We start from the raw sequence: 23,580 nt of genomic DNA on the forward strand, positions 1-23,580 counted from the left end.
CCTTTCCAGTCACCAGAGAGCAGCGTGCTTCGACTCAAGACTGTCTCAAGCCGAAGGCACCCTTGACCGGCGTTAACGTCCCAGGCTGTTGTGTGTTAGCCGGGTTACCCACTTGCCATGCTGCTCGCCACTCTTCAATGCCCGCAGTTTCTCCGGCAGTTGGTTGAAGTCGAACTCAATCAGCGGTGCAGGTTGCAGAAGACCCGAGACGGTTTGGCTCATCAGTTGTTCGGCGTACTGACGTAGCTGTTGCCAGTCGGCCCGGCTGCCGTAAGCGTGAACGCTGTTGAGGGCCACCTCATGGAGTGAGATCGCGGTGCTGAACGCTGGCAACGGTGTCGTCTCCTGACGATCCTGAATGCACACCAGGTGCCCGTTGTAGCCCAGCAGCGCTGCCAGGCCGCGCGCGTGAGCGCCGCTGACGGTATCGAACAGCGCATGCAGGCGACGTTCCCCCAACTGTGATTGCAGCTCGGTTTGCCAAGTGGCTGCCTGATAGTCGAAGACCCCGGCCGCGCCCTGCGCCAGCAACCGCGCATGGTGCTTGGCGGACGCTGTCGCCCACACCCGCAGACCGCGTTGCGCCGCCAACTGAACCAGCAGCGAACCCACTGCCCCGCCAGCCCCCACCACCAGCACATCACGTGCACCTACAACGGGGACTTTATCCAGCGCCTGCAAGGCGGTCAGGCCGGGGCAGGGCAGGCTGGCGGCAACCGTGTCATCCAGTGACTCAGGAACCGGCAGCGCCGCATCGGCATCGAGCAGGCAATACTCGGCGAAGCTGCCATCACGGCTCAGCGACTGGTGATAAGCCACCCGCGTACCGACCTTCAGCGTCACTGCGGCTCCCGCGGCCACCACCACCCCGACGCCATCGACACCAGGCACCCGGCCGCTATGCCAATCGGCATGCCCCCACTCGATGATCTTCCAGTCCACCGGGTTGAGGGCGATCGCGGTATTGGCGATCAACACTTCCTTGGGCCCCGGTTGCGGCAATACCTTGCGGATCAGTTGAAGGCCTTCCAGGCCGGCCCCTGCGGTCCAGCCCCAGGCGTTGTATTCAGTTGGCATGGTGAAACCTCGGCAGTACGAATTCGGCAATTTCCTCGATGGCCTCGGCCACCGGACGTTCGCTGCGCCGCAGATGCAGGCCGACATGCTGCACGCCCGCTTCTCGCAGGGCCTGCAACTCGTCGATCAATGCCAGGCGCCCACAGCGGCCGCCAAAGCGCAGGCGCTGCATGGGGGCATGCGGGTCAGCGGCGAGGTCCAGGTGGACGAAGCTGATATAGGGTTTGTCGCCACCGACCTCACGCCAGAGCGCGACGCGTCGGCGGTGCTCCTCCGAGGTGCCCGGATAGGCCAGCCAGCCGTCCATGTGCTCACCGATCCAGGCCGGCGATTGCTGGCCCAGTCCGGCCACCAGCAGCGGTGCGGCTTCAGGGCGCTGTGGCAGCAGATGCGCGCCCTCGGGCAAGCGATCCTGCCCCTGGCTGTGCAGCAGCTCGACCGCATCGCGAAAGAGCTCCCCACGCTGGGCGTAATCGACGCCGAACAGCGGATACTCCATCGGCCGGTCACCACTGGCGACCCCCAGCAGCAAGCGACCATCGCTCAACTCGTCGATGCTGTTGGCCGCCTTGAGGGTCAGCCACGGCTGACGCAGCGGCAGGACCACCGCGGCGGTCCCGAGCATGATGTTCTGCGTGATGCCGGCCAGGTAGCCGAGATAGGAAAAGGTTTCGAAGACCTGAGCGGCATCGCCGAAATTCGGGTCGTACACCGGCACATCACGTACCCACAGCGCACGAAAGCCGGCCTGGTCCGCCAAACGGGCGAGGGTTGCATGTTGCTTGAGGTCCGGCACGCCGAAGGGGCGACCTGCGATCTGGCGCAGGCGTTGGCCAGCGCTGGACCAGTCGTTGTCCAGCGGCAGTTCCAGGCCGATGGAAAAGTTGTTCCTGCCAAGCAGGCGTTGAAACCGAGGGTGCATGAAGGGCTCCAGCGTCTCGCCCGTGGCAAGACGGTCATAGGGATTACAGGGCAGCAGTATCCCCAGGCCCGGCCCATGGAAAAATGCATGAATCGGAACAACAATCTTGAGCGGGCATCACGAATCGGCCGAATTCTTCATGAAAGCGCCAGGGCGGTTTTTGGTATGGTGCAGCTCGTTTTTCAAGGGACTGACATTCACCCGCACGGACCAGCGTTCACTATTCCACGAGAAGCTGTAGCAATGCCTGAACCGATACCGATCAAGGACCACGAAAAAGAGACGCGGCTGGTCAACAAAAGACTGTTGGCCTGTGCTCTGTTGGTGGTCGCCATCACCTGCACCCTGATCGGGCGCCTGTACTTCCTGCAGGTGGTCGAGTTCGACTATCACTCGACCATCTCCGAAAACAATCGTGTGCACGTGCTGCCCATCACCCCGACTCGCGGCCTGATCTACGACCGCAACGGCGTGCTGCTGGCCGACAACCGTCCCAGTTTCAACCTGACCATTACCCGTGAGCGCACCACCGACCTCAAAGGCGAGCTGGACCAGGTGGTCAGCCTGCTGCACTTGCCCGCCGAAGACCGGGTCCTGTTCGACAAGGCGCTGAAGCAGTCGCGGCATCCATTCGTACCGGTCACCCTGTTCTATGAACTGACCGAAGAGCAGATCGCCGTACTGGCGGTCAACGAGTACCGCCTGCCGGGGCTGGAGGTCGAGGCGCAGTTCGTGCGGCACTATCCGATGGGCGCGCACTTCGCCCATTCCATCGGCTATGTCGGGCGCATCAACGAGAAGGAAGCCAAGGTCCTGGACTCGGTGGAATATCGCGGTACCCAATCGATCGGCAAGACCGGGATCGAGCGGTTCTACGAGTCCGAGCTGCATGGCCATGTCGGCTATGAAGAGGTGGAAACCAACGCCCAGGGCCGGGTCATGCGGGTGCTCAAGCACACCGATCCGATCCCTGGAAAAAACATCGTGCTCAGCCTCGATGTGAAGTTGCAGGAGGCGGCCGAGGCGGCCCTGGGCGACCGTCGCGGATCGGTGGTGGCCCTCGATCCGCAGACCGGCGAAGTGCTGGCCATGGTCAGCAAGCCGAGCTTCGACCCGAACCTGTTCGTCACCGGCATCAGCTTCAAGGAGTACAGCGCGTTACGCGACTCCATCGACCGGCCGCTGTTCAACCGCGTGCTGCGCGGCCTGTATGCGCCGGGGTCGACCATCAAGCCGGAAGTGGCGATCGCCGGGCTGGATTCCGGGGTGGTCAACGCCTCGACCCGGGTGTTCGATCCGGGTTACTACCAACTGCCGGACGTCGACCACAAATACCGCAACTGGAACCACAGCGGCGACGGCTGGGTGGACCTGGACGCGGCGATCATGCGTTCCAACGACACCTACTTCTACGACCTGGCGCACAAGCTCGGTATCGACCGCCTGCACGATTACCTGGCGATGTTCGGCCTGGGCGAGAAAGTCTCCCTGGACATGTTCGAGGAAGCATCGGGGCTGATGCCGTCCCAGGCCTGGAAGCGCGCCACCCGGCGCCAGCCGTGGTTCCCCGGCGAGACGGTGATTCTCGGCATCGGCCAAGGCTACATGCAGGTCACTCCATTGCAGCTGGCCCAGGCGACGGCGCTGATCGCCAACAAGGGTGTGTGGAATCGCCCTCATCTGGCCAAGACCGTCGATGGCGTGGCGCCGGTGGACGAACACCCGATGCCGAATATCCAGCTCAAGGACCCGGTCGACTGGGACCTGGTCAGCCATGGCATGCAGATGGTGATGCACGCGCCCCGCGGCACCGCGCGCGACGCAGCGGCCGGCGCGCAATACCGCATCGCCGGCAAGAGCGGTACGGCGCAGGTGGTGGCGATCAAGCAGGGCGAGCGTTACAACCGGCTCAAGACCCACGAGCGTCATCGCGACAATGCCCTGTTCGTCGGTTTCGCCCCGGCCGAGCACCCGCAGATCGTGGTGGCGGTGATGATCGAGAACGGCGAGGCCGGTGGCCGGGTCGCGGGGCCGGTGGTGCGTCAGGTCATGGATGCCTGGCTGCTCGACCAGCAAGGCCACCTGAAGCCGCAATACGCCAGCCCCGGCAAGGGGCCGGACGTTCCCCACGCCTGAGTCATTTGAACATCAGGCTGTCCGGCACCTGCTCACGAATACTGAGCATGTGCTGGATGCTGTCCAGGAACAGGGTTTCGGCCTGGCTCATCTTCTGTTCTCGGTGCCACAGCAGCTGGATATCGAAATCCACCACGCCCTCGTCCGGCGGCAAACGCCAGAGCAGCCCTTGCTCGACATTCCGTTTGACCAGGTGGATTGGCAGGCAGCCGATACCGAACCCTGCGCAGACCAGGCGATAAATCTCTTCGAAACTGGTGGAGGAGGCGACGATCTTGCCGGTAAAGCCCTGCTGGTCGCGAAACAGTGTCAACGGTGACAGGTTGCCCCCCAACTGGTCGCTGGTGAAGCTGACGAAGTTCTCGTTGGCCAGTTGTTGCAGGCTCAGATTCTGCTGGCCGAACAGCCGGTGACGCTGGCCGCAGAAGTAGGCATAGCGCTCGCGAAACAGCACCCGCTGCTCCAGCCTGGGCTGCGGCAGACGGCACAACCCGACCCCCAGGGTCGCGGTCTTTTGCAGCAGCGAACTGATGATGTCCGAGCTGCCCATCACCTCGACTTCCAGCTCGATTTTCGGGTGGGCCTCATGGAAATCGGCGAGGAACTCATCGTAGTGCGGCGCCTGCACGCCGCTGACGGTGAGGATGCGGATCTTGCCCACCACGTCGTCGTTGCGGCTCTCCACCACGGTGCCCAGGCGCGAAATATCGCCGTAGATATCGGTGGCGATGCGCAGCACTTCCTCCCCGGTTTCCGTCAGCTCGAAGCGTCGCCCGCTGCGGGCGATCAACACGCAATCAAGCTGTTCCTCCAGGCGCTTGAGGGCCTGGCTGACCGCCGACTGGGTGATGTGCAGGCGCGCGGCGGCGCGGCTCATGCTGCCTTCCTGGCCGATCACCAGGTAGGTGCGCAGCAGGTTCCAGTCCAGGCGATCGTTGAGGAAACGCCGGCCGACCCAGGGGTTGGACGTGGAGAGTGGTGTAGGCATGGCGGCTCCATCTAGTAGCTGTGCTAATAGCAAGGATAAGGATTTGAAAATTGACTAATCCTGGCACGCCGGCGATAAAGCCCACAAGCGCCGCAGAGCGCCGTGATCCAAGCCTTCCGCACCTGCCCAAAACTACAATTACACAGGGTCCTTGCATGCACACCACCCCTCAACCGCGCAGAGCCGCGGCGGCGGCCTTTATCGGCACGACCATCGAGTTCTACGACTTCTACATCTACGCCACGGCTGCGGCCCTGGTCCTCGGTCAGGTGTTCTTTCCCAGCAGCGACCCGGTGATGAGTACCCTGGCGGCGTTCGGCAGCTTCGCCGTGGGCTTCATTGCCCGGCCCATGGCGGGCATGGTGTTCGGCCACCTGGGCGATCGCCTCGGGCGCAAGAAAATGCTGCTGGTGACCATGGCACTGATGGGCCTGGCCACCACCGGCATCGGCCTGTTGCCCAGCTATGCCAGCGTCGGTATCTGGGCGCCCATCGGCCTGATCGTGCTGCGCATCATCCAGGGCATTTCCGTGGGCGGCGAGTGGGGCGGGGCGGTGCTGATGGCCAGCGAACATGCTCCGGCCAGGCGCAAGACTTTCTACGCTTCCTTTGCCCAGCTCGGCAGCCCGGCCGGCCTGCTGCTGGCGTTGATCGCCTTCCGCCTGGTGACCAGCCTCGACCAGCAGGACTTCCTCGACTGGGGGTGGCGCCTGCCGTTCCTCGCCAGCGGCGTGCTGATGATGTTCGGCCTGATGATCCGCTCCGGCGTGCACGAGTCGCCGGAGTTCGCCAAGGCCCGGGCCAACAATGAGACCGCCCAGTACCCGGTGATGGAAGTGCTGCGCAGCTGCTGGAAGCAGATCCTGTTCGCCGCCGCCGCGGTGACCATCGGCTCGGCCGGCTTCTTCTTCACCAACACCTTCATGATCACCTACGTCACCCAGTACCAGGGCATTTCCCGGGCGACCATTCTCGATTGCCTGTTCCTGGTGACGATCATCCAGCTGCTGTCGCAGCCGCTCTCCGCGTTGCTGGCCGAGCGTATCGGCGAGGGGCGCTTCCTCAAGTGGGTGGCGCTGCTGTGCATGGCCACGCCGTACCCGATGTTCCTGTTGGTCGGCACCCAGAACATTGTGCTGATGACCCTCGGCATCGCCCTGGCGGTGGTGATTCTCTCGGCGCTGTACGCGGTGATCGCCGGCTACATGACCCAGGCCTTCCCGGTGCACCTGCGCTACTCGGGGATCTCCATCGCCTACCAACTGGCCTGCGCGGTCGCCGGTGGCAGCACGCCGCTGATCGGCACCTTGCTGGCCAGCAAATTCTCGGGGCAGTGGCTGCCGTTGGCGGTGTTCTTCAGCCTGCTGTCGGCCCTGTCATTGATCGGCGTCTGCGGCCTGGCCCGGCTGCGCGCCAACCCTACCGTCCACCACGCTGCCAAAGAGGTGTATTCGTGAGCAAACCTGAACACATGAGCCCGATTGAATGGCAGGCCCGCTGCGAGCTGGCGGCCCTGTATCGACTGGTCGCGCACTTTCGCATGACCGACCTGATCGACACCCACATCACCCTGCGTATTCCAGGGCCCGAGCATCACTTTTTGATCAACCGCTACGGGGTGATTTTCGACCGCATGCGTGCCAGCGACCTGGTGCGCATCGACCAGCAAGGGCGCATCGTCGATCCACATTACGCCGGGCACCGGGTCAACGCCGCCGGCTTCGTCATTCACTCGGCGATCCACATGGCGCGCCCGGACCTCAACTGCGTGATCCACACCCACACCGCCGCCGGCATGGCGGTGGCCGCGCAGAAGCAGGGGCTGTTGCCCATCAGCCAGCATGCGCTGAAGTTCTACGGCAAGCTGGCGTACCACACCTATGAAGGCATCGCCCTGTCCCTCGACGAGCGCGAGCGCCTGATCGCCGACCTCGGCCCGCACAAGGCGATGATCCTGCGCAACCACGGCCTGTTGGTGGGTGGCGCCAGCGTCGCCCATGCCTTCCAGGAGATCCATTTCCTCGAGCGCGCCTGCCAGGCCCAGGTCCAGGCGCTGGCCGGCGGTTGCGAGCTGAACTACCCGTCGCCGGAAGTCTGTGCCCACACCGCCGAACAGTTCGAACGCGACGACGCCGACAACATCATCGAACTGGCCTGGGAAGCCGCCCTGACCCTGATCGAGTCCCAGCGCGAGTCCTATCTGTCATGAGCATCGTGGTGCTGCTGTCCCGCGACAGCCTGTTGCTCAAGCAACTGCAGGCCGCCTTCGCCCGCTGTGCGCCACAACTGCAGACGGTGCTGGCCGACGATCCGCGTGCCGCCCAGGCACCCATGGCCGCTTGCTGGTTTCCACCCGCCGGCAGCCTGGGGCGTTTGCCCAACCTGCAAGTGATTCATTCGGTGGCCGCGGGTATCGACCATCTGGAACACGACCCTTCGTGCCCGGACCTGCCGATCTGCCGGGTGGTGGACCCGGGGCACCGCCAGGGCATGACCGAGTACCTGCGCTGGGCGGTGATCCACTATCACCGCGGCTTCGACCGGGTGCTCGAGCAGCAGCGCGAACGGCACTGGGAGCGGCCGCTGCAACGGCCGGCGCGGCAGTTCAAGGTCGGGGTCATGGGCCTGGGCTCCCTGGGCAGCGCCATTGCCCTCGACCTGGCCGCCGCCGGCTACGACGTGCGTGGCTGGGCGCGCAGTGCCAAGAGCCTGGCGGGGGTGCGGACCTTCGTCGGGCCGGGGCAACTGGAGCCCTTTCTCGATGAAGTGGAACTGCTGATCAACCTGTTGCCGCTGACTGCCGAAACCCGCGGCATTCTCGGGCGAGACAGCTTTGCCCGGCTGGCCCGCGGCGCAGCGCTGGTCAATGTCGGGCGGGGTGGCCACCTCAACCTCGACGACTTGCGCCAGGCCCTGGCCAGCGGCCAACTGCGCGGCGCCTTGCTCGACGTGTTCGAGCAGGAACCGCTGCCGGCCGATGATCCGCTGTGGACCATGCCCGGGGTCACCATTACCCCGCACATGGCGTCGGCGGCCTCCCACGATTGCATCGCCGAGCAGGTGGCGGACAACCTGCGGCGCCTGCAAGCTGGCGAGCCGCTGTTGAACGAGGTAGACAGGGCCCAGGGTTACTGAGCGCCCAGGCAGGCCTGCAAGGCTTCGATAAAGACCGTCTCGGCGCGGCTCATGCGCTGTTCGCGGTTCCACAGCAGATGGATGTCGACGTCGGCGATGCCGTCGTGGGGCGGCAGGCGCCACAGCAGCCCGGCTTCGACGTCGGCCGCCACCACATGCTCGGGCAGGCAGCCGATGCCGTAGCCGGCGATTACCAGACGCCGCACTTCCTCCAGGCTTGGCGACGAGGCGACGATGCGCCCGCTGAAACCCTGCTGGTCGCGAAAGATGGTCAGCGGCGAGAGCATGCCGCCGATCTGGTCACTGGTGAAACTGACGAAATTCTCCCGCTGCAAATCACCCTCGGCCACCTTCTGCTGGCCGAACAGGGCATGGTGCTTGCCGCAGAAAAACGCATAGCGCTGGCGCAGGAACAGCCGCTGTTCCAGGCGCGGCTGGGGCCGGCGGTTGAGGCTCAGGCCGAGGGTCGCGGTTTTTTCCTGCAGGGCGCTGACGATGTCCGAGCTGCGCATCACCTCGATCTCCAGGTCGACCCGCGGATGCTGGCGATGGAAGTCGGCGAGGAAGTCATCGAAACGCTCGGAAAAGATCCGGCTGATCATCAGCAAGCGCACCTTGCCGATTACCTCGTCGGCCGGCTGCTCCAGCACGCCGCTGACCTGGGACATCTGCCCGTAGATCTCGCCGGCCAGGTGGAAGATCTGCTCGCCGATTTCGGTCAGGGCAAAACGTGGCCCGCGCCGGGCAATCAACTGGCGGCCCAATTGTTCCTCCAGGCGCTTGAGGGCCTGGCTCACCGCTGGCTGGGTCAGGTGCAGGCGGGCGGCCGCGCGGCTGATGCTCAGCTCCTGGCCGATCACCCGAAAGGTGCGCAGCAGGTTCCAGTCCAGGCGGTCGTTGAGCAGGCGGTCGGGCAGGCGATTGGACATGGTGCAGGGCTCTGGGTCGAAGGATAGGGCTGATAATAAGCAGAGGTAATAATCAGCATAATAAATAGAAAATTGACTAATTATAGGCCCGCGACGATAAATCCCTCCCAGACAGGCGCCGCCAGAGTGCCTCTGCGTTCCCGTTCTCTCCTGCCAGAAAAATAATCAAAGGAGCACGATCCATGAAGCCTTCCGCTTCGCCCCAGCCGCGCCGTGCGGCGGCGGCCGCCTTTATCGGCACCATGATCGAGTGGTACGACTTCTACATCTACGCCACCGCCGCGGCGCTGGTGTTCGGCGCCTTGTTCTTCCCCTCCGACGACAAACTGTTCAGCACCATGGCGGCCTTCGGCACCTTCGCCGTGGGCTTCTTCGCCCGGCCCTTGGGCGGCATCGTGTTCGGCCATATCGGCGATCGCATCGGGCGCAAGAAATCCCTGGTGATCACCCTGCTGATGATGGGCGTGGTCACGGTGTGCATCGGCTTGCTGCCGACTTATGCACAGATCGGCGCGACGGCGCCGGTGCTGCTGATCCTGCTGCGCATCGTCCAGGGCATCGCTGTCGGTGGCGAGTGGGGCGGGGCGGTGTTGATGGCCGGCGAGCATGCGCCCAAGGGCCGGCGTAACTTCTTCGCCTCCTTCGCCCAGCTGGGCAGTCCTGCCGGGTTGATCCTGTCGCTGCTGGCTTTCAGCGCGGTCACCCGCCTGCCCGAAGAAGACCTGATGAGCTGGGGCTGGCGCCTGCCGTTCCTTGCCAGTGCGCTGTTGCTGGTGGTGGGCCTGGCGATTCGCCTGGGGGTCAATGAGTCGCCGGAATTCCTCGCCAGCCGCGAGCAGGCACACAAGGCCCAGCGCAAGGAGCAGGCGCCGGTGATGGAAGTGCTGCAAAGCGCCTGGCGCCCGCTGCTGCTGTGCATCGGCGCCAATACCCTGGGCATCGCCGGGGTGTATTTCACCAACACCTTCATGATTGCCTACAGCACCCAGCAACTGGGGTTGCCGCGTTCGCTGATCCTGGAATGCCTGTTCGTGGTGGCAATCATCCAGTTCTGCATCCAGCCGCTGGCGGCCTGGACCGCCGAGAAGCTCGGCGCCACGCGTTTCCTGTGCCTGGCGTCGTTGCTGGCCATGGCGTCGCCGTACCCGATGTTCGTGCTGGTGAGCAGCGGCCAGGCGCCGCTGATCATCCTCGGCATCGCCCTGGCGGTGGTGTGCATGGCGTCCTTCTATGCGGTGATCGCCGGCTACGTCAGCGGCATGTTCGAGACCCGCGTGCGCTACACCGCGATCTCCCTGGCCTATCAGGTCTGCGGCGCCGTGGCCGGTGGCCTGACGCCGCTGATCGGCACCTGGCTGGCCCACCAGTTCGCCGGCCAGTGGTGGCCGATGGCGCTGTTCTACAGCCTGATCGCGACCATCTCGCTGCTCTGCGTGCTGGCCTTGTCTCGCCGGCATGCTGCCGCCCACCGCCTGGAAATGGCTTGAGTTTTTATCGCATCCGGAGAACCGAAGCATGTTGAAGATCAACGGCGAACGCCTGTGGGCGAGCCTGATGGCCATGGCCGAAATCGGCGCGACCGCCCGTGGCGGCAGCTGCCGCCTGGCCCTGAGCGAAGACGACAAGGCCGGGCGCGAACTGTTCGCCCGCTGGTGCCTGGAGGCCGGCATGAGCCTGAGCGTCGACCCCATTGGCAACCTGTTTGCCCGCCGTCCGGGCAGCGATCCCGATGCCGCCCCGGTGATGATGGGCAGCCACCTCGACACCCAGCCCGAAGGCGGGCGCTTCGATGGCGTGTACGGCGTGCTCGCCGGCCTGGAGGTGGTGCGCCGCCTCAACGATCTGCAAATCCAGACCCGCAAGCCGCTGGACGTGGCGGTGTGGACCAACGAGGAGGGCGCGCGTTTCACCCCGGCCATGTTCGGCTCGGCGGTGTTCACCGGGATCATGGACCTGGAGACCGCCCTGGCGGTGCGCGACGCCGGCGGCATCAGCGTCGCCGAGGCGCTACACGCCACCGGCTACGCCGGCACACGGCCGCTGGGCGGGGCGGTGGATGCCTATTTCGAGGCGCATATCGAGCAGGGGCCGATCCTCGAAGACAACGCCAAGAGCATCGGCGTGGTCAGCGGCGGCCAGGCGATCCGCTGGCTCGACGTGCAGGTCGAAGGCATGGCCGCCCACGCCGGCACCACGCCCATGCCGCTGCGCAAGGACGCGCTCTACGGCGCCGCGCAGATGATCCTGGCGATCGAAACCCTGGCCACGGATTTCGCCCCCGAGGGCCTGACCACCGTCGGCGAGCTGAGCATCGCCAAGTCCTCGCGCAACACCATTCCCGGCCTGTTGCAATTCACCGTCGATTTGCGGCACCACCGCGACAGCGCCATCGCCGCCATGGAGCAGGAGGTCCGCGCGCGGCTTGGCGCCATCGCCGAGCAACGCCAACTGAAGGTGAGCATCAGCCCGCACTGGATCAGCCCGGCCACGCCCTTCGATGCCGACTGCGTGGCGGCGGTGCAGCAGGCGGTGGACGGCCTGGGCTACGCTCAACAATCGATCGTCAGCGGCGCCGGCCATGACGCGATTCACCTGGCGCGGTTCTATCCGACGGCCATGGTCTTCATCCCTTGCGTCGGCGGCCTGAGCCACAACGAAGCCGAAGACGTCTTGCCCGAGGACGTGCGCCAGGGCACCGACGTATTGCTCAACGCCGTGCTGGCCCGCGCCGGCCAGGTTGCATAAGGAGAAGGTCATGCGCAGTTTTTTCCACCCCGAACAGCTGCTGCACCATCCGCGCAGCTATTACTCCCGCGGCCAGATGCGCACGCCCCAGGAAGTGCCCGAGCGCGCCCAGCGCCTGGTGCAGGCCGCGCACTCCCTGGGCTTTGACGTGCAGCAACCGGAGGATGCCGGCCTGGAGCCGCTGCTGGCGGTGCACGGCGCGGCGTACCTGCAGTTCCTCAAGGGAGCCCACCAGCGCTGGAAGGAAATTCCCGAAGACTGGGGCGAGGAGGTGATGTCGAACATCTTCGTCCGCGAACCCAACGCCCTGCGCGGCATCCTCGCCCAGGCCGCACGTTACCTGGCCGATGGCAGCTGCCCGGTGGGCGAACTGACCTGGCGTTCGGCCTACTGGTCGGCGCAAAGCGCGATTGCCGGCGCCCGGGCCCTGCTCGACGGCGAACCGGCGGCCTACGCCCTGTGCCGCCCGCCGGGCCACCACGCCCGGGCCGAAGCCGCCGGCGGCTTCTGCTACCTGAACAACGCGGCGATCGCCGCCCAGGTGCTGCGCGAGAAGTTCGCCCGGGTCGCGGTGCTGGACACCGACATGCACCACGGCCAGGGCATCCAGGAAATCTTCTACGAGCGCGACGACGTGCTGTACGTCTCGGTGCACGGCGACCCGACCAACTTCTACCCGGGCGTCGCCGGCTTCGCCGACGAGCGCGGCAGCGGCGCGGGGCTGGGCTACAACCTCAACCTGCCCATGGCCCACGGCGCCAGCGAAGCCGATTTCCTCGCCCAACTGGAAACCGCCCTGGCGGCGGTAAAGACCTTCGACGCGCAAGTGCTGGTGCTGTCCCTGGGCTTTGACATCTACGAACTCGACCCACAAAGCAAAGTCGCGGTAACCCGCGCCGGCTTCGCCCGCCTCGGCGAACGCATCCGCAGCCTCGGCCTGCCGTGTTTGATCGTGCAGGAAGGCGGCTACCACCTGGAAAGCCTGGAAGACAACGCACGGGCATTCTTTGCCGAGGCTGGGGCCTGGAAACTCTGATTGCGGTGGTTGTCAGATCGCTTCGCGGGCAAGCCTCGCTCCTACAGACAGTGGTGCTTCTGTAGGAGCGAGGCTTGCCCGCGATGAACGTTAACGATAACGCGCCACCCCTGAACGCCCCTCATAGCAAAGCCCCGAATCAAAAGATCCAGGGGCTTTTTTAGCGCCTGCAACAGGCTGCCGCAGAGGACGGCGGGAGGGGAGGCTCAAGCGCTTAGGGACGGCCCTTGCATCGCCTTGCCCCGGGCAACATCCAGCAACGCCACACCATCGCTCAGCAGCAGCGAGGCGAGCATTCAGACACTGGATGGTGGGCCAGTCATTCGCTGAAAAAACTGACGTCTTCTTCCAATTCTTTCCAGAAGGTTTAGGACGTTTCCTAGATCAATGCCGTGGGTGACTTGCTAGCCTGGCTCGGCTGTTCAGCTTGGCCGAATCTGGATGTAACCAGGCCAAAAACGAGTTGCGCTGACATCAAGTCCGCGCACCAGAGCTCGCTCGCTATGTCGCAGTCCAAAGGAACAAAGGATGTTCAACAGAGCCAATGAAACTCACTTCAGCCTGAGCATTGAAGGCGTCCAAAGCGACTTGCAAGTAGTCTCTTTCAAGGGGACCGAAGGCATCAGCCAGCCGTTCCGTTTCGATCTGGAACTGGTCAGCGAGAACCCCGACCTGGACCTGGAAACGCTGCTGCACAAGCAGGCGTTCCTGGCCTTCGACCCGGCTGCTTTGAACGGCGAGGGCAGCGGCATCCACGGCCAGATCTACCGCGTGGCCCAGGGCGATGCCGGCAAGCGGCTGACCCGCTACAAGGTGTCGCTGGTGCCGCAGCTGGCCTACCTCGAACACCGCACCAACCAGCGCATCTACCAGCAGCTGTCGGCGCCGAAGATCATCGCCCTGATCCTCGAAGAGCACGGCATCCAGGGCAACGCCTACCAGTTCCAGCTCGGCACGCCGTGCCCGGACCGCGACTACTGCGTGCAGTACGACGAAACCGACCTGCACTTCATCCAGCGCCTGTGCGAAGAGGAAGGCCTGCATTACCACTTCCAGCACAGCCCGCAAGGCCACCTGCTGGTGTTTGGTGATGACCAGACCGTGTTCCCCAAACTTGGCCAGCCCACCGCCTATATCCAGGGCAGCGGCATGGTCGCCGACGAGCCGGTGATCAAGGGCTTCAACCTGCGCCTGGAAACCCGCACCCGCCGCACCACCCGCCGCGACTACGACTTCGAGAAGCCGCGCCTGCAGCTGGAAGCGGCCTATAAACCCGAGGCTGAAAGCGCAGAGCCGGACCTGGAAGACTACGACTACCCGGGCCGCTTCACCGACCGTGCGCGCGGCAAATTCCTCAGCCAGCGTGCCCTCGAACGCCACCGCGCCGACTACCAGCAGGCCGAAGGCTGGGGCGACCAGACACGACTGGTCAGCGGGCATTTCCTGGAACTGTCCGAGCACCCGCGCAGCGAGTGGAACGACCTCTGGCTGTTGACCCATATCGTCCACCAAGGCAAGCAGCCACAGGTGCTGGAAGAGTCGGTGACCAGCGACACCACCGACGCCTCCAGTGACAACAAGGACGGCTTCCACCAGGGCTACCGCAATCGCTTCCTCGCCACACCGTGGGATGTTTTCTACCGTCCACCCCTGAAGCATCCGAAGCCTCGCGTGCTGGGTAGCCAAACGGCCAAAGTCACCGGTCCCCAAGGCGAAGAAATCCACTGCGACCAGTACGGTCGGGTCAAGGTGCAATTCCATTGGGACCGCGAGGGGCAGAGCGATGATAAGACCAGCTGTTGGTTACGCGTCTCTTCCGGCTGGGCCGGTGCTCACTACGGCGGCATTGCCATTCCTCGCGTTGGCATGGAAGTGCTGGTGACCTTCCTCGAGGGCGACCCCGATCAACCGCTGATCACCGGCTGCCTGTATCACAAGGAAAACCAGGTCCCCTATGACTTGCCCGCCAACAAGACTCGCAGCACCTTCAAGACCCTCAGTTCTCCAGGCGGCGGTGGCTGCAACGAACTGCGCATCGAAGACAAAAAAGGCGCCGAGCAGATCTTTATCCACGCCCAGCGCGACTGGGACGAGAACATCGAACACGACCAGAAAATCCGCATCGGCCACGAACGCCACGACACGGTGGAGAAGAACACCTACACCGAACTCAAGGCCGAAGAACACCGCACCACCCACGCCGACCGCAAAGTCGAAGTCAAAGCCGACGATCATTTAATTGTTGGCCAGGACCAGCACATCAAACTCGGCACGGCTCAACTGATTCAGGCCGGTCAGGAAATCCATCTCAAGGCTGGACAAAAAATGGTGCTCGAAGCCGGAGCAGAGCTCACGCTGAAAGCGGGAGGCAGCTTTATCAAGCTGGATGCTGGTGGCGTTACCGTGGTGGGGCCGCAGGTGAGGATCAATTCGGGAGGGGCGCCGGGCCAAGGTACCGAGAATGCAGCGTTATTACCCATCATTCCGCTACCCGCTGACAGGGACAACGCGGGCGAGCTTCTGGAACCTGCGGTCTCGCAACCCGCCCCGGATGTCATACACAAACTGAGCGCGATCGTGAGCCCGTTACCGGGACTTCCAGGATACGAGGATGAGCCGTATACCCTGTTTGCCGATGGCGCGGCTATTCAGGAGGGCCTGACCGGGGCCGATGGCGTGATCACATTCGAGCACGTCCCTGGCACTCAAGCCTATGCGGTAGAACTGGTGAATGGTCATCGCTTCGAGATTGAGCCAAAAGAAGACAGCAGCCAATCCGGTTCACCCAATCAGCAACTGGCACGCCAAGGTTATCGCGACTATCACGCCCAGGCCGATCAGCTCGAACCCTTGGGTTCAACAGATGATTACCGCGCCGCTACCTTGAGTCCGGCAAGCAAGCCGAAGATCCATTGAGTGCAGGAAGCCATCGAATGACAACGGATTACAGCAAGGAAGTTATCCAGCTAACGCCTAAAGCCCACAAGTCCACGGCCTTGACCATGGACTGGTTCGCCAGAAAAGCGCTTTACCCGCCGCGAGCCGGTATACAAGTCACCCCGCTGATCAACGGTGAGCACGCATTCGGCGCTGTATACGATGCCATTCGGGGCGCGCAAAAGAGCATCGAAATCATCAGTTGGGGATTTGACCCAGCGATGCGTTTCAAGCCCGACAGTGATCGAATCGGTGAACTGCTGGATGTTCAAGGTCGACACGGCGTCAAGACGCGTGTGTTGATCTGGAAAAACCCGCTGGCCAACTTTGTTGAAAACACCATCATCGGTGATGGCCTCGCGGGTTCGGGAGGCACCGCAATGGGATCGGGCGTGGCCCGAGCAAGCGCAGCCTCCGATAAGGACCTCAAGTACCGTCAGACGTTGGAGTTTCAGCGCACTTATTATCAGGATGAACTGGCCAAGTTGTATGCGGCTCAACGGCAGGTTGACGGTGCAGGCAAGCGCCCTCAGCCGCCCAATCCCGCGCGTGAACGTGAGTTGCAGGCCATGCTGGCTGACATCGAAGCTCAGCTGAATGGGGAGGGCGGCTACAACACGCTCAAAGGCTCGGGTGGGCCCAAATATTCCCCCCAGGATGAGCAGTACACCCGGGAGTGGTTTAACCGCCTGCACGATGGGCGGATGCAGAACGTCGAGTTTCGCACCCGCGATTTCTCCACCGAAGTTCCGCTCAACGCGATCATGCGCGGACCTCAAATGGCCAGGGAAAAGGGGCGTCTGGCGACGCTCTATCGACTGATAAAAGGCGAAGCGCCCGACGTCAACTTTGCGCACATGCTGGCGCTGACGTTCTTTGCCAGCCACCACCAGAAGATGGTGCTGGTGGACTATGAAGACACCGCGAATGCGGTCGGCTTCGTCATGGGGCACAACATGCATCGCAATTACTGGGATACCAGCGCGCACCTGTATGACGACAAAGCCGCCCGGCGCAGCCCGGGCTTCGGCCCATGGCAGGACTTGTCGATGAAAGTGCAAGGGCCTGTGCTGCATGACCTGAACCACAACTTCAGCACTGCCTGGGATCGGGAAACCTTTTGGATCAAGAAATGGTTTACCGATGGCCTGCGCGATCAGCGCGAGGCTATCAAGCCAGACAATTTCAAAGCCGCTGGCTCGACCATGGCACAGATTTGCCGCACCCAGCCGCAAGAAGGGGCGGAAACCTCGATTCTGGAGCTCTACCACAAAGCGTTAGGCAACGTGCGCAACTACGCCTATTTTGAAAACCAGTACTTCCGCTACCCGGCGTTTGCCAAACAGTTACGCGAGCTGGCGGCCGCTTATATCGCCAAAGGCAGAGACAAGGACTTGTACGTGTTCGTAGTCACCAACAACCCAAACAAAAGGGGTTTTTCCAGCACCACCTACGCCACCTTGCAGGAACTCGGGCAGGAGCAACTGATGCCCCAGGCCCAGCGTACGCTGACGGAAGATATGCTGCGAAAGCGCAGCCAGTTGGCGTATCTGGAGGCCAACCCACACACCGACCCCTACGTGCAGCGCGCTCAACTCAACCGAGCCGAGATACTCAAACGCGAGATCACCGAGCTGGAAAAAAAGGGCGTTACCCCTGAGGTCGAACAGCGCCTGGGCGGTCTCAAGGCAAAAGATATTCCTGAACTCGGCAAGCCAAAATCGAATGACAGCGAAGATCCCAAACCCTACACCCTCAAGGACATACCCGGTCTCAAAGTCGTCATCGCCACCCTGACTGCCTGCACGCCGGAACCCGGAAGCACTTTATCCGAGGGGCAACAGGCCTACTTCCGGGATATCTACGTGCACTCCAAATTGTTGGTGGTGGACGACGTCTTCAGCTTGCTCAGCTCCGCGAACATCAACGCCCGCAGCCTGCATACCGACTCTGAACTGGGCCTCGCTGCGCCGGATGCCGAGCTGGCCAAGCATTGGCGGGAGGAGTTGTGGAAGTTGCATGCAGGTAAGTCATTTGATGATGACCAAAAACGTTGTAATGCGGCTAAAAACTTCAAAACATGGAATGAAGTAATGGATAAAAACTGGAAAAATAAAAACAAAAATGAACCGTTAATTGCCCACTTGACTCGTTTCTGGGATGTGGAGACGCCTTATGCCAAAGCCATTGATTAAAGCCCTCTCTTTTTGTGCCATTACTTCTTTATTGTTATTGAGTGGAGTTTCGGCCATGGCCTATCCAACCTTTACCTGTGCCTACGAAAAAGACCACAACCCACCACTGGATGCCGAGGCAGATGGTTGGTTTCAACAGGCTCGCGCTCTAGAGAAAGTGCGTGGTGTCAAAGACTGGCGAACTATCGTCGGGCTCTACGAAAAAGCCATCGCCAAAAATCACTGGAAGGCGATGCATAACCTGGCGGGACTCTATCGCACGGGTTGGCCAGGACAACCAGGTGTTGAACAAGACACCAGCAAGATGCTCGATCTTTATGAACGCATGGTCAAACTCAAGGTGCCGTTGGGTTATTACAACTGGGCCGTGGTTGTCGAGAACGGGCAAGGCGTTTTGAAGTCAGACCGGATGGCCAGTTCATATATGTTTCAAGCGGCACAATTGGGTAGTCCTTTGGCACAAGTTCAAATCGGAAATTACTTGTCATTCGCGTTGCCACGAGACAAACAGGACGATCAAATGGCCGAGCCCTATTTTCGATGTGCTGGTGCTCAAGACTCGCCGGATGCAATTGTCGAAACGGCTGCATTCTATGAGATATCAAAAAAAAATAAGCCTCGAGCACTGTTCTATTATCAACGTGCCGCATCGTTGGGTAGCTCCACAGGGCTAAGTAATTTAGAAGGGGCTTTCGACGCTGCGCCAAGACCGATATATAACTTTGGATATCAGCCAGACCCAAAGCTTCATGAGTTATATGCCAACTTGTCGAAGCAACTAGATGCTAATCCTAATTTGCGCTTCCCTAATTTGATGAAGGATCACCCACTACCCCCCCATCCCAAGCAAGGCTTTGATGCAGAGCACCCAGATCGCAGGCCAGAGATATGAGTTATCTTATTTGCCAAGAAAAACGTCGGTGCATACCAGGGCAATTGATTAAAACAATGGCTTTTTGTGCTGTCGGCATGTGCGGTGTATTCAATGGCACTCCGGTTATGGCCTATCCAACCTTTACCTGTGCCTACGAAAAAGACCACAACCCACCGCTGGATGCCGAGGCAGATGGTTGGTTTCAACAGGCTCGCGCTCTAGAGAAAGTGCGTGGAGTGAAAGACTGGCGAACCATCGTTGGACTCTATGAAAAAGCCATCGCTAAAGATCATTGGAAGGCGATGCATAACCTGGCGGGACTCTATCGTACAGGATGGCCAGGACAGCCAGGGGTAGAGCAAGATACCAGCAAGATGCTCGATCTTTATGAACGTATGGTCAAACTCAAAGTACCGTTGGGTTATTACAACTGGGCCGTGACTGTCGAAAATGGACGAGGCGTATTGAAGTCAGACCGGATGGCCAGTTCCTATCTGTTCCAGGCGGCGCAATTGGGTAGTCCTTTGGCACAAGTTCAAATTGGTCAATACTTCGCCTTTGCTCTCCCTAGGGATAAGCAGGACGATGATATGGCTGAGCGCTATTACCTATGTGCGGGGGCTCAGGACAATCCCGATGCCATAGAGAAAACCGCAAGCTTTTATGACACCGCTAAAGAAAACAAACCAAGATCTCTATTCTATTATCAACGTGCCGCATCACTAGGCAGCTTCACTGGCTTAAGTGCTCTACAAGGGGCGTTCGATCTGCAAGTGGACCCATTATATGATTTTGGCTACCGTCCCGATGCAAAGCTTCATGAGTTGTATGCAAAACTGTTGAAAGAGCTAGATGCCAATCCTAATTTGCGATTTCCTAATCTGATGAAAGACCATCCTCTACCCGCCCACCCCAAACAAGGCTATGACGCAGAGCACCCGGATCGCAGACCGGAAATTTGAATGACTGCATTCACTCCAGTAGCGGCGATCTAATGAAATACGCCACATGAAGAACGACCTCATTTAAGTACACAGTTGCCGTATCACATTTTTTTTCATGTATTTTTTCGATCTAGATAAGGAATGAAAATGCTGTTGCTTAGTTGCAAGCCAGGCGAGACCTTCAAACTCGGTGAGGAGATAGTGGTCAGCGTGATGGATATTCAGGGCAAACATGTTCGTTTGGGACTCGTGGCGCCTAAAAAAATTGCGATACATCGCCATGAGCATTACCAAAAATATCAGGGTCGGAAAAGATAGTGCAGTAATCATGACGGGGCTTGCGCGGTGGTCACGCTGGGTGTTGTTTAGCTTCAAGGATCGCGGTGGCTGTTAGATTGCTTCGAGGGCAATCGAGCGTCGACCGGCCGCTCCTACAGTATGGGGAGGGATGATTATCCTGGTGCCTATGCCCCCCCTGTAGGAGCGAGCTTGCTCGCGAAAAAAACTATGAGTTGTCACAGTCGGCAGCCATTCACTGAGCGGCGAGCACCGCAGATTGCAGATTGCCGAACGCCCCAACTTGTGCGAAAACCGCACAGATTCTGTGCTGCCTACACTGTGTTCGAGCTTGAGGTATTTCCCTAGCATTTCCTCATTCACTCAACCGAAGAAGGAAATACCCATGCAACGTTTTACCCGTCGTTTCCTCGCCGCTTGTGCATTTTCCGGCATTGTTGCCAGTACCGGTGCCCTGGCTGAAGGCCATCCGACCATTCGCGCCATGTCGGGCGCTACACCGGTCAGCGAGTTGCCTGCCGGCAAGTCCGCGCTGTTGGTGATCGACTTCCAGAACGAGTACTTCACTGGCCGGATGCCGATCCCCGATGGCGCCAAGGCCCTGGCCAATACCCGTGAGCTGATCAAGTTTGCCGATAGCCACAAGATGCCGGTCTATCACGTCCAGCACATTGCACCGGCCGGTTCCGCGGTGTTCGCCATCGATGGCGAAACCGTGAAGTTCCACCCGGACATGCAGCCGCGGGCCAAGGACACGGTTGTGCAGAAAAGCACCGTCAGCGTTTTCGCCAGTACCGATCTGGATAAGCGCCTGAAGAGCGCCGGCATCGAGAACCTGATCATCTCCGGCCTCATGACCCACGCCTGTGTCGCCGGTGCCGCTCGTGACGCCGCGCCCCTGGGCTACAAGGTCATAGTCGCCTCCGATGCATCGGCCACTCGCGACATCACCCGGGTCAACGGTGACAAGGTCGACAAGGACGCCTTGCACAAGGCCGCGCTGGCCGAGGTCGAGGACACCTTCGGTGACGTGATGACCACTGCCCAGATCCTCAAATTGCCGGTGCGTTAAGTCGATATGAATCAGATGCTCGCCATGCGTGTGTTCCGCTGCATCGTCGAAGCCCAGGGGTTTTCAGCCGCTGCCGAGCGGCTGGATACCACTCACTCCTCGGTGTCGCGACATTTGCAGCAACTGGAGTCCACGCTCGGCGTGCGTCTGATCAATCGCAATACCCGGCGCATGAGCCTCACCGCGGCGGGCGAGCGTTATTACACGGCCTGCGTGGACATCCTGGATCGCGTCGATGCCGCGTCCCAGGCTGTCGCTCTGGAGCAGGAACGCCCCTCCGGGCTGCTGCGCATCAGCGCACCGCTGGTGGTCGGTACCCTGGAACTGGCCCATTGGTTGCCGGCATTCCAGCAGCGGTATCCGGATATCCAGGTCGATCTGTCCTGCTCGGACCCCTTTGTCGATCTGGTGGCCGATGGCTTCGATGTGGCCATCCGCATCTGCGGTCCCTTGGCCGACAGCAGCCTGGTCGCGCGTTTGCTCACGGTCTCGCCCATGGTGATGGTCGCGTCATCGGCTTACGTCTTCAGGTGCGGCCTGCCACGCAGCGTCGCCGAACTCAGCGAGCATCGGCTGCTGACCTTTGCCTCGGCCACGCAGTGGTCGCTGGAGAGTGAAAAGGGTGAGCCGGTTGCCGTGACTGCCGACAGTAGTTTTCACACCGATACCATCACCGCGCTGCACGCCTGTGCCTTGGCCGGCGGGGGCATTGCGGCCTTTACCTTGGCCACCGTGCAGGACGATCTGCTGGCCGGACGGCTGGTGCGGATTCTTCCCGAGTTCACCCTCGGCGTGCGCCATTACTACGCGCTGTACCCCCATGCCCGGAACCTGCCCGCCAAGGTCCGGGCCTTCGTCGATTTCATGGCTGAGTATTACCGGCCCACGTCGTGATCCTGGGGTTGTCAGGCTCCTCTCTGCTTACTCATTGAACTCAGTCCCTGACGTATACGCCTGATGCTTGGGAAATTTCCTACAAACCTCTGGGAACGTCCCTGCTCATCACTCCGCCGTCAGCCCGCAAAATGCCTCTCCCTGGCTCCCTGGTCGTGGCAAACGAACGATGATCTCACTGCGTATTCTGGTTTTGGAAAAGCACTCGGTTCAGCGCAGCGCGGTGGTCGCTGCGCTACAGCAACTGGGGGTTTTCGATATTGTGCAGGCCAGCAGTGGCGAGCAGGCGTTGGCCTTGATGCAGAGGCAGGGCAGGGTGGATGTCGCCCTGTGCGACCTGGCCCACAAGGGCATGGACTGCCTGGACTTTCTCAACTGCGCGGGCCAGCTGTCGATGGTCCGGGCGGTGATTCTCTACTGTGATTTCCAACCGCAGTTGCGCCGGGCCATCGAGCAGATGGCGTCGTTTTCCGGCCTTGAACTGCTGGGCACCCTGAGCACGCCGATCCAAGCCAAGGCCCTGCAAAAGATCCTCCAGCGTTACCAGCGCCAATGCCTGGTCACGGCCTCGACGCCTTCGCCAGCCACAACCTTGCCCAACGAAGAAGACATTCGCCGCGGCCTGGCCCTGGGCGAGTTCCGGGCGTTCTTCCAGCCCAAGTTCTTTTTGGCCAATGGCCAGGTGGCCGGGGCCGAGGTCCTGGCGCGCTGGCAACACCCGTCGAAGGGCTTGCTGCTGCCCAGGGACTTCCTCGCCGCCGTGCTGGCCTACGACCTGATCGACGAGATGTTCAAGCAGTTGCTGGAGCAGGGCCTGAGCCTGCTGGGCATGTTGCAGCGCGATCGGCGACCGCTGGAAATGTCGTTCAACCTGCATGCTTCGCAATTGCAGGATCCGGGGCTGACCGACCATATCCGCCAGGCATTGAAGCGCCATGGCGTAGCCGCCGCGAACCTGACCTTCGAACTGGCGGAGAACGGCCTACTGGAGATCCAGCCGCGGACCCAGGAAAGCCTGTTGCGCTTGCGCGTCATGGGCTGCGGGCTGTCGATCGACGATTTTGCCGTCGGCTTTTCCTCGCTGAAGCTGCTCTGCCAGTTGCCCTTCACCGAGATCAAGCTGGACGGCGAGTTTGTCCGCAGCATCCACGAACCGCGCAGCAAAGCAGTGATCGCCAGCACCGTGGCGTTGGCCCGCGCGCTGAACATGGCGCTGGTGATCGAAGGGGTCAGCAAGCAGCAGGAATGCCATGCGCTGATCAACATGGGGTGTGAACTGGGACAAGGTTTTTACTATGCCCAGCCAATGTCGTCCCATGAGCTGCTAACGTGGCTGCAGGCTCCATTCATCGCTGGGCAGGAAGAGACTTAGCCTGCGTTTCGCGCCAGGAAAAACACA

At 61.6% G+C, this 23,580-nt stretch carries 19 protein-coding genes; 15 read left to right on the plus strand and 4 right to left on the minus strand.

Translation table 11 applies throughout. The annotated features are described in order from the left end of the window. Window positions 1-72: 72 nt before the first annotated feature. Entirely contained in the window at window positions 73-1,077 is a 1,005-nt protein-coding gene (locus DK261_RS01590) for a zinc-binding dehydrogenase (RefSeq protein WP_110175183.1), read from the minus strand. Further along, a complete protein-coding gene (locus tag DK261_RS01595; protein WP_110175184.1) occupies window positions 1,067-1,999 on the minus strand; it encodes a TIGR03571 family LLM class oxidoreductase in 933 nt (310 codons plus the stop codon). The genes DK261_RS01590 and DK261_RS01595 overlap by 11 nt, the downstream gene beginning before the upstream one ends. A gap of 243 nt (window positions 2,000-2,242) precedes the next feature. Here DK261_RS01595 and mrdA point away from each other — a divergent pair, with 243 nt between their 5' ends. Continuing rightward, complete coding sequence (gene mrdA / locus DK261_RS01600) at window positions 2,243-4,135, plus strand: penicillin-binding protein 2 (protein ID WP_103331665.1); 1,893 nt, start codon at window positions 2,243-2,245, stop codon at window positions 4,133-4,135. A 1-nt stretch (window position 4,136) separates the two neighbouring features. Here mrdA and DK261_RS01605 read toward each other — a convergent pair whose 3' ends face one another. Beyond that, on the minus strand, window positions 4,137-5,123 hold the full coding sequence (locus DK261_RS01605) for a LysR family transcriptional regulator (RefSeq protein ID WP_009050036.1): 987 nt from the start codon (window positions 5,121-5,123) through the stop codon (window positions 4,137-4,139). Between the two features lie 155 nt (window positions 5,124-5,278). Between DK261_RS01605 and DK261_RS01610 the strand changes: the two genes are divergently transcribed. From DK261_RS01610 to DK261_RS01620, 3 genes are read left to right on the plus strand one after another with little or no spacing between them, the layout of a single operon-like run. Next, the gene (locus tag DK261_RS01610) at window positions 5,279-6,580 is read left to right on the plus strand and encodes an MFS transporter (RefSeq protein ID WP_009050035.1); all 1,302 of its coding nucleotides are present in this window, start codon (window positions 5,279-5,281) and stop codon (window positions 6,578-6,580) included. Further along, window positions 6,577-7,332 (plus strand): class II aldolase/adducin family protein, encoded by a 756-nt coding sequence (locus DK261_RS01615; protein WP_009050034.1) that lies wholly within the window; start codon window positions 6,577-6,579, stop codon window positions 7,330-7,332. Before DK261_RS01610 ends, DK261_RS01615 begins: the two co-directional genes overlap by 4 nt. After that, window positions 7,329-8,258, plus strand: a complete 930-nt coding sequence (locus DK261_RS01620; RefSeq protein ID WP_110175185.1) for a glyoxylate/hydroxypyruvate reductase A — start codon at window positions 7,329-7,331, stop codon at window positions 8,256-8,258. The genes DK261_RS01615 and DK261_RS01620 overlap by 4 nt, the downstream gene beginning before the upstream one ends. Here DK261_RS01620 and DK261_RS01625 read toward each other — a convergent pair. Next, the gene (locus DK261_RS01625; protein ID WP_110175186.1) at window positions 8,252-9,187 is read right to left on the minus strand and encodes a LysR family transcriptional regulator; all 936 of its coding nucleotides are present in this window, start codon (window positions 9,185-9,187) and stop codon (window positions 8,252-8,254) included. The genes DK261_RS01620 and DK261_RS01625 overlap by 7 nt on opposite strands. Before the next feature lie 182 nt (window positions 9,188-9,369). Between DK261_RS01625 and DK261_RS01630 the strand changes: the two genes are divergently transcribed. The 11 genes from DK261_RS01630 (at window position 9,370) to DK261_RS01680 (ending at window position 23,553) form a co-directional block, all read left to right on the plus strand. Continuing rightward, the gene (locus DK261_RS01630; protein ID WP_009050031.1) at window positions 9,370-10,674 is read left to right on the plus strand and encodes an MFS transporter; all 1,305 of its coding nucleotides are present in this window, start codon (window positions 9,370-9,372) and stop codon (window positions 10,672-10,674) included. A gap of 28 nt (window positions 10,675-10,702) precedes the next feature. Further along, the gene (locus DK261_RS01635) at window positions 10,703-11,932 is read left to right on the plus strand and encodes a Zn-dependent hydrolase (RefSeq protein WP_110175187.1); all 1,230 of its coding nucleotides are present in this window, start codon (window positions 10,703-10,705) and stop codon (window positions 11,930-11,932) included. Window positions 11,933-11,942: 10 nt separating this feature from the next. Beyond that, a complete protein-coding gene (locus DK261_RS01640) occupies window positions 11,943-12,968 on the plus strand; it encodes a histone deacetylase family protein (protein ID WP_009050029.1) in 1,026 nt (341 codons plus the stop codon). Window positions 12,969-13,496: 528 nt separating this feature from the next. After that, on the plus strand, window positions 13,497-15,884 hold the full coding sequence (tssI, locus tag DK261_RS01645; RefSeq protein ID WP_110175188.1) for a type VI secretion system tip protein VgrG: 2,388 nt from the start codon (window positions 13,497-13,499) through the stop codon (window positions 15,882-15,884). 17 nt (window positions 15,885-15,901) lie between these two features. Then, the gene (locus DK261_RS01650; RefSeq protein WP_110175189.1) at window positions 15,902-18,100 is read left to right on the plus strand and encodes a phospholipase D-like domain-containing protein; all 2,199 of its coding nucleotides are present in this window, start codon (window positions 15,902-15,904) and stop codon (window positions 18,098-18,100) included. After that, window positions 18,081-18,992: a tetratricopeptide repeat protein gene (locus DK261_RS01655; protein WP_110175190.1), complete on the plus strand. Its 912-nt coding sequence runs from the start codon at window positions 18,081-18,083 to the stop codon at window positions 18,990-18,992. Before DK261_RS01650 ends, DK261_RS01655 begins: the two co-directional genes overlap by 20 nt. Beyond that, on the plus strand, window positions 18,989-19,936 hold the full coding sequence (locus tag DK261_RS01660) for a tetratricopeptide repeat protein (protein WP_371923052.1): 948 nt from the start codon (window positions 18,989-18,991) through the stop codon (window positions 19,934-19,936). The genes DK261_RS01655 and DK261_RS01660 overlap by 4 nt, the downstream gene beginning before the upstream one ends. A 123-nt stretch (window positions 19,937-20,059) precedes the next feature. Then, window positions 20,060-20,236 carry a carbon storage regulator gene (locus tag DK261_RS01665; protein WP_110175192.1) on the plus strand — a complete coding sequence of 59 codons (177 nt, stop codon included), beginning with the start codon at window positions 20,060-20,062 and terminating at the stop codon, window positions 20,234-20,236. Window positions 20,237-20,600: 364 nt separating this feature from the next. Next, window positions 20,601-21,287, plus strand: a complete 687-nt coding sequence (locus tag DK261_RS01670; RefSeq protein ID WP_110175193.1) for a cysteine hydrolase family protein — start codon at window positions 20,601-20,603, stop codon at window positions 21,285-21,287. Window positions 21,288-21,293: 6 nt separating this feature from the next. Continuing rightward, on the plus strand, window positions 21,294-22,181 hold the full coding sequence (locus DK261_RS01675) for a LysR family transcriptional regulator (protein WP_110175194.1): 888 nt from the start codon (window positions 21,294-21,296) through the stop codon (window positions 22,179-22,181). A gap of 169 nt (window positions 22,182-22,350) precedes the next feature. Continuing rightward, a complete protein-coding gene (locus DK261_RS01680; RefSeq protein WP_110175195.1) occupies window positions 22,351-23,553 on the plus strand; it encodes an EAL domain-containing protein in 1,203 nt (400 codons plus the stop codon). Window positions 23,554-23,580 lie beyond the last annotated feature (27 nt).

This window comes from Pseudomonas sp. RW409 (assembly GCF_003184125.1).
In the GTDB taxonomy this organism is placed as follows: Bacteria; Pseudomonadota; Gammaproteobacteria; order Pseudomonadales; family Pseudomonadaceae; genus Aquipseudomonas; species Aquipseudomonas chlororaphis_I.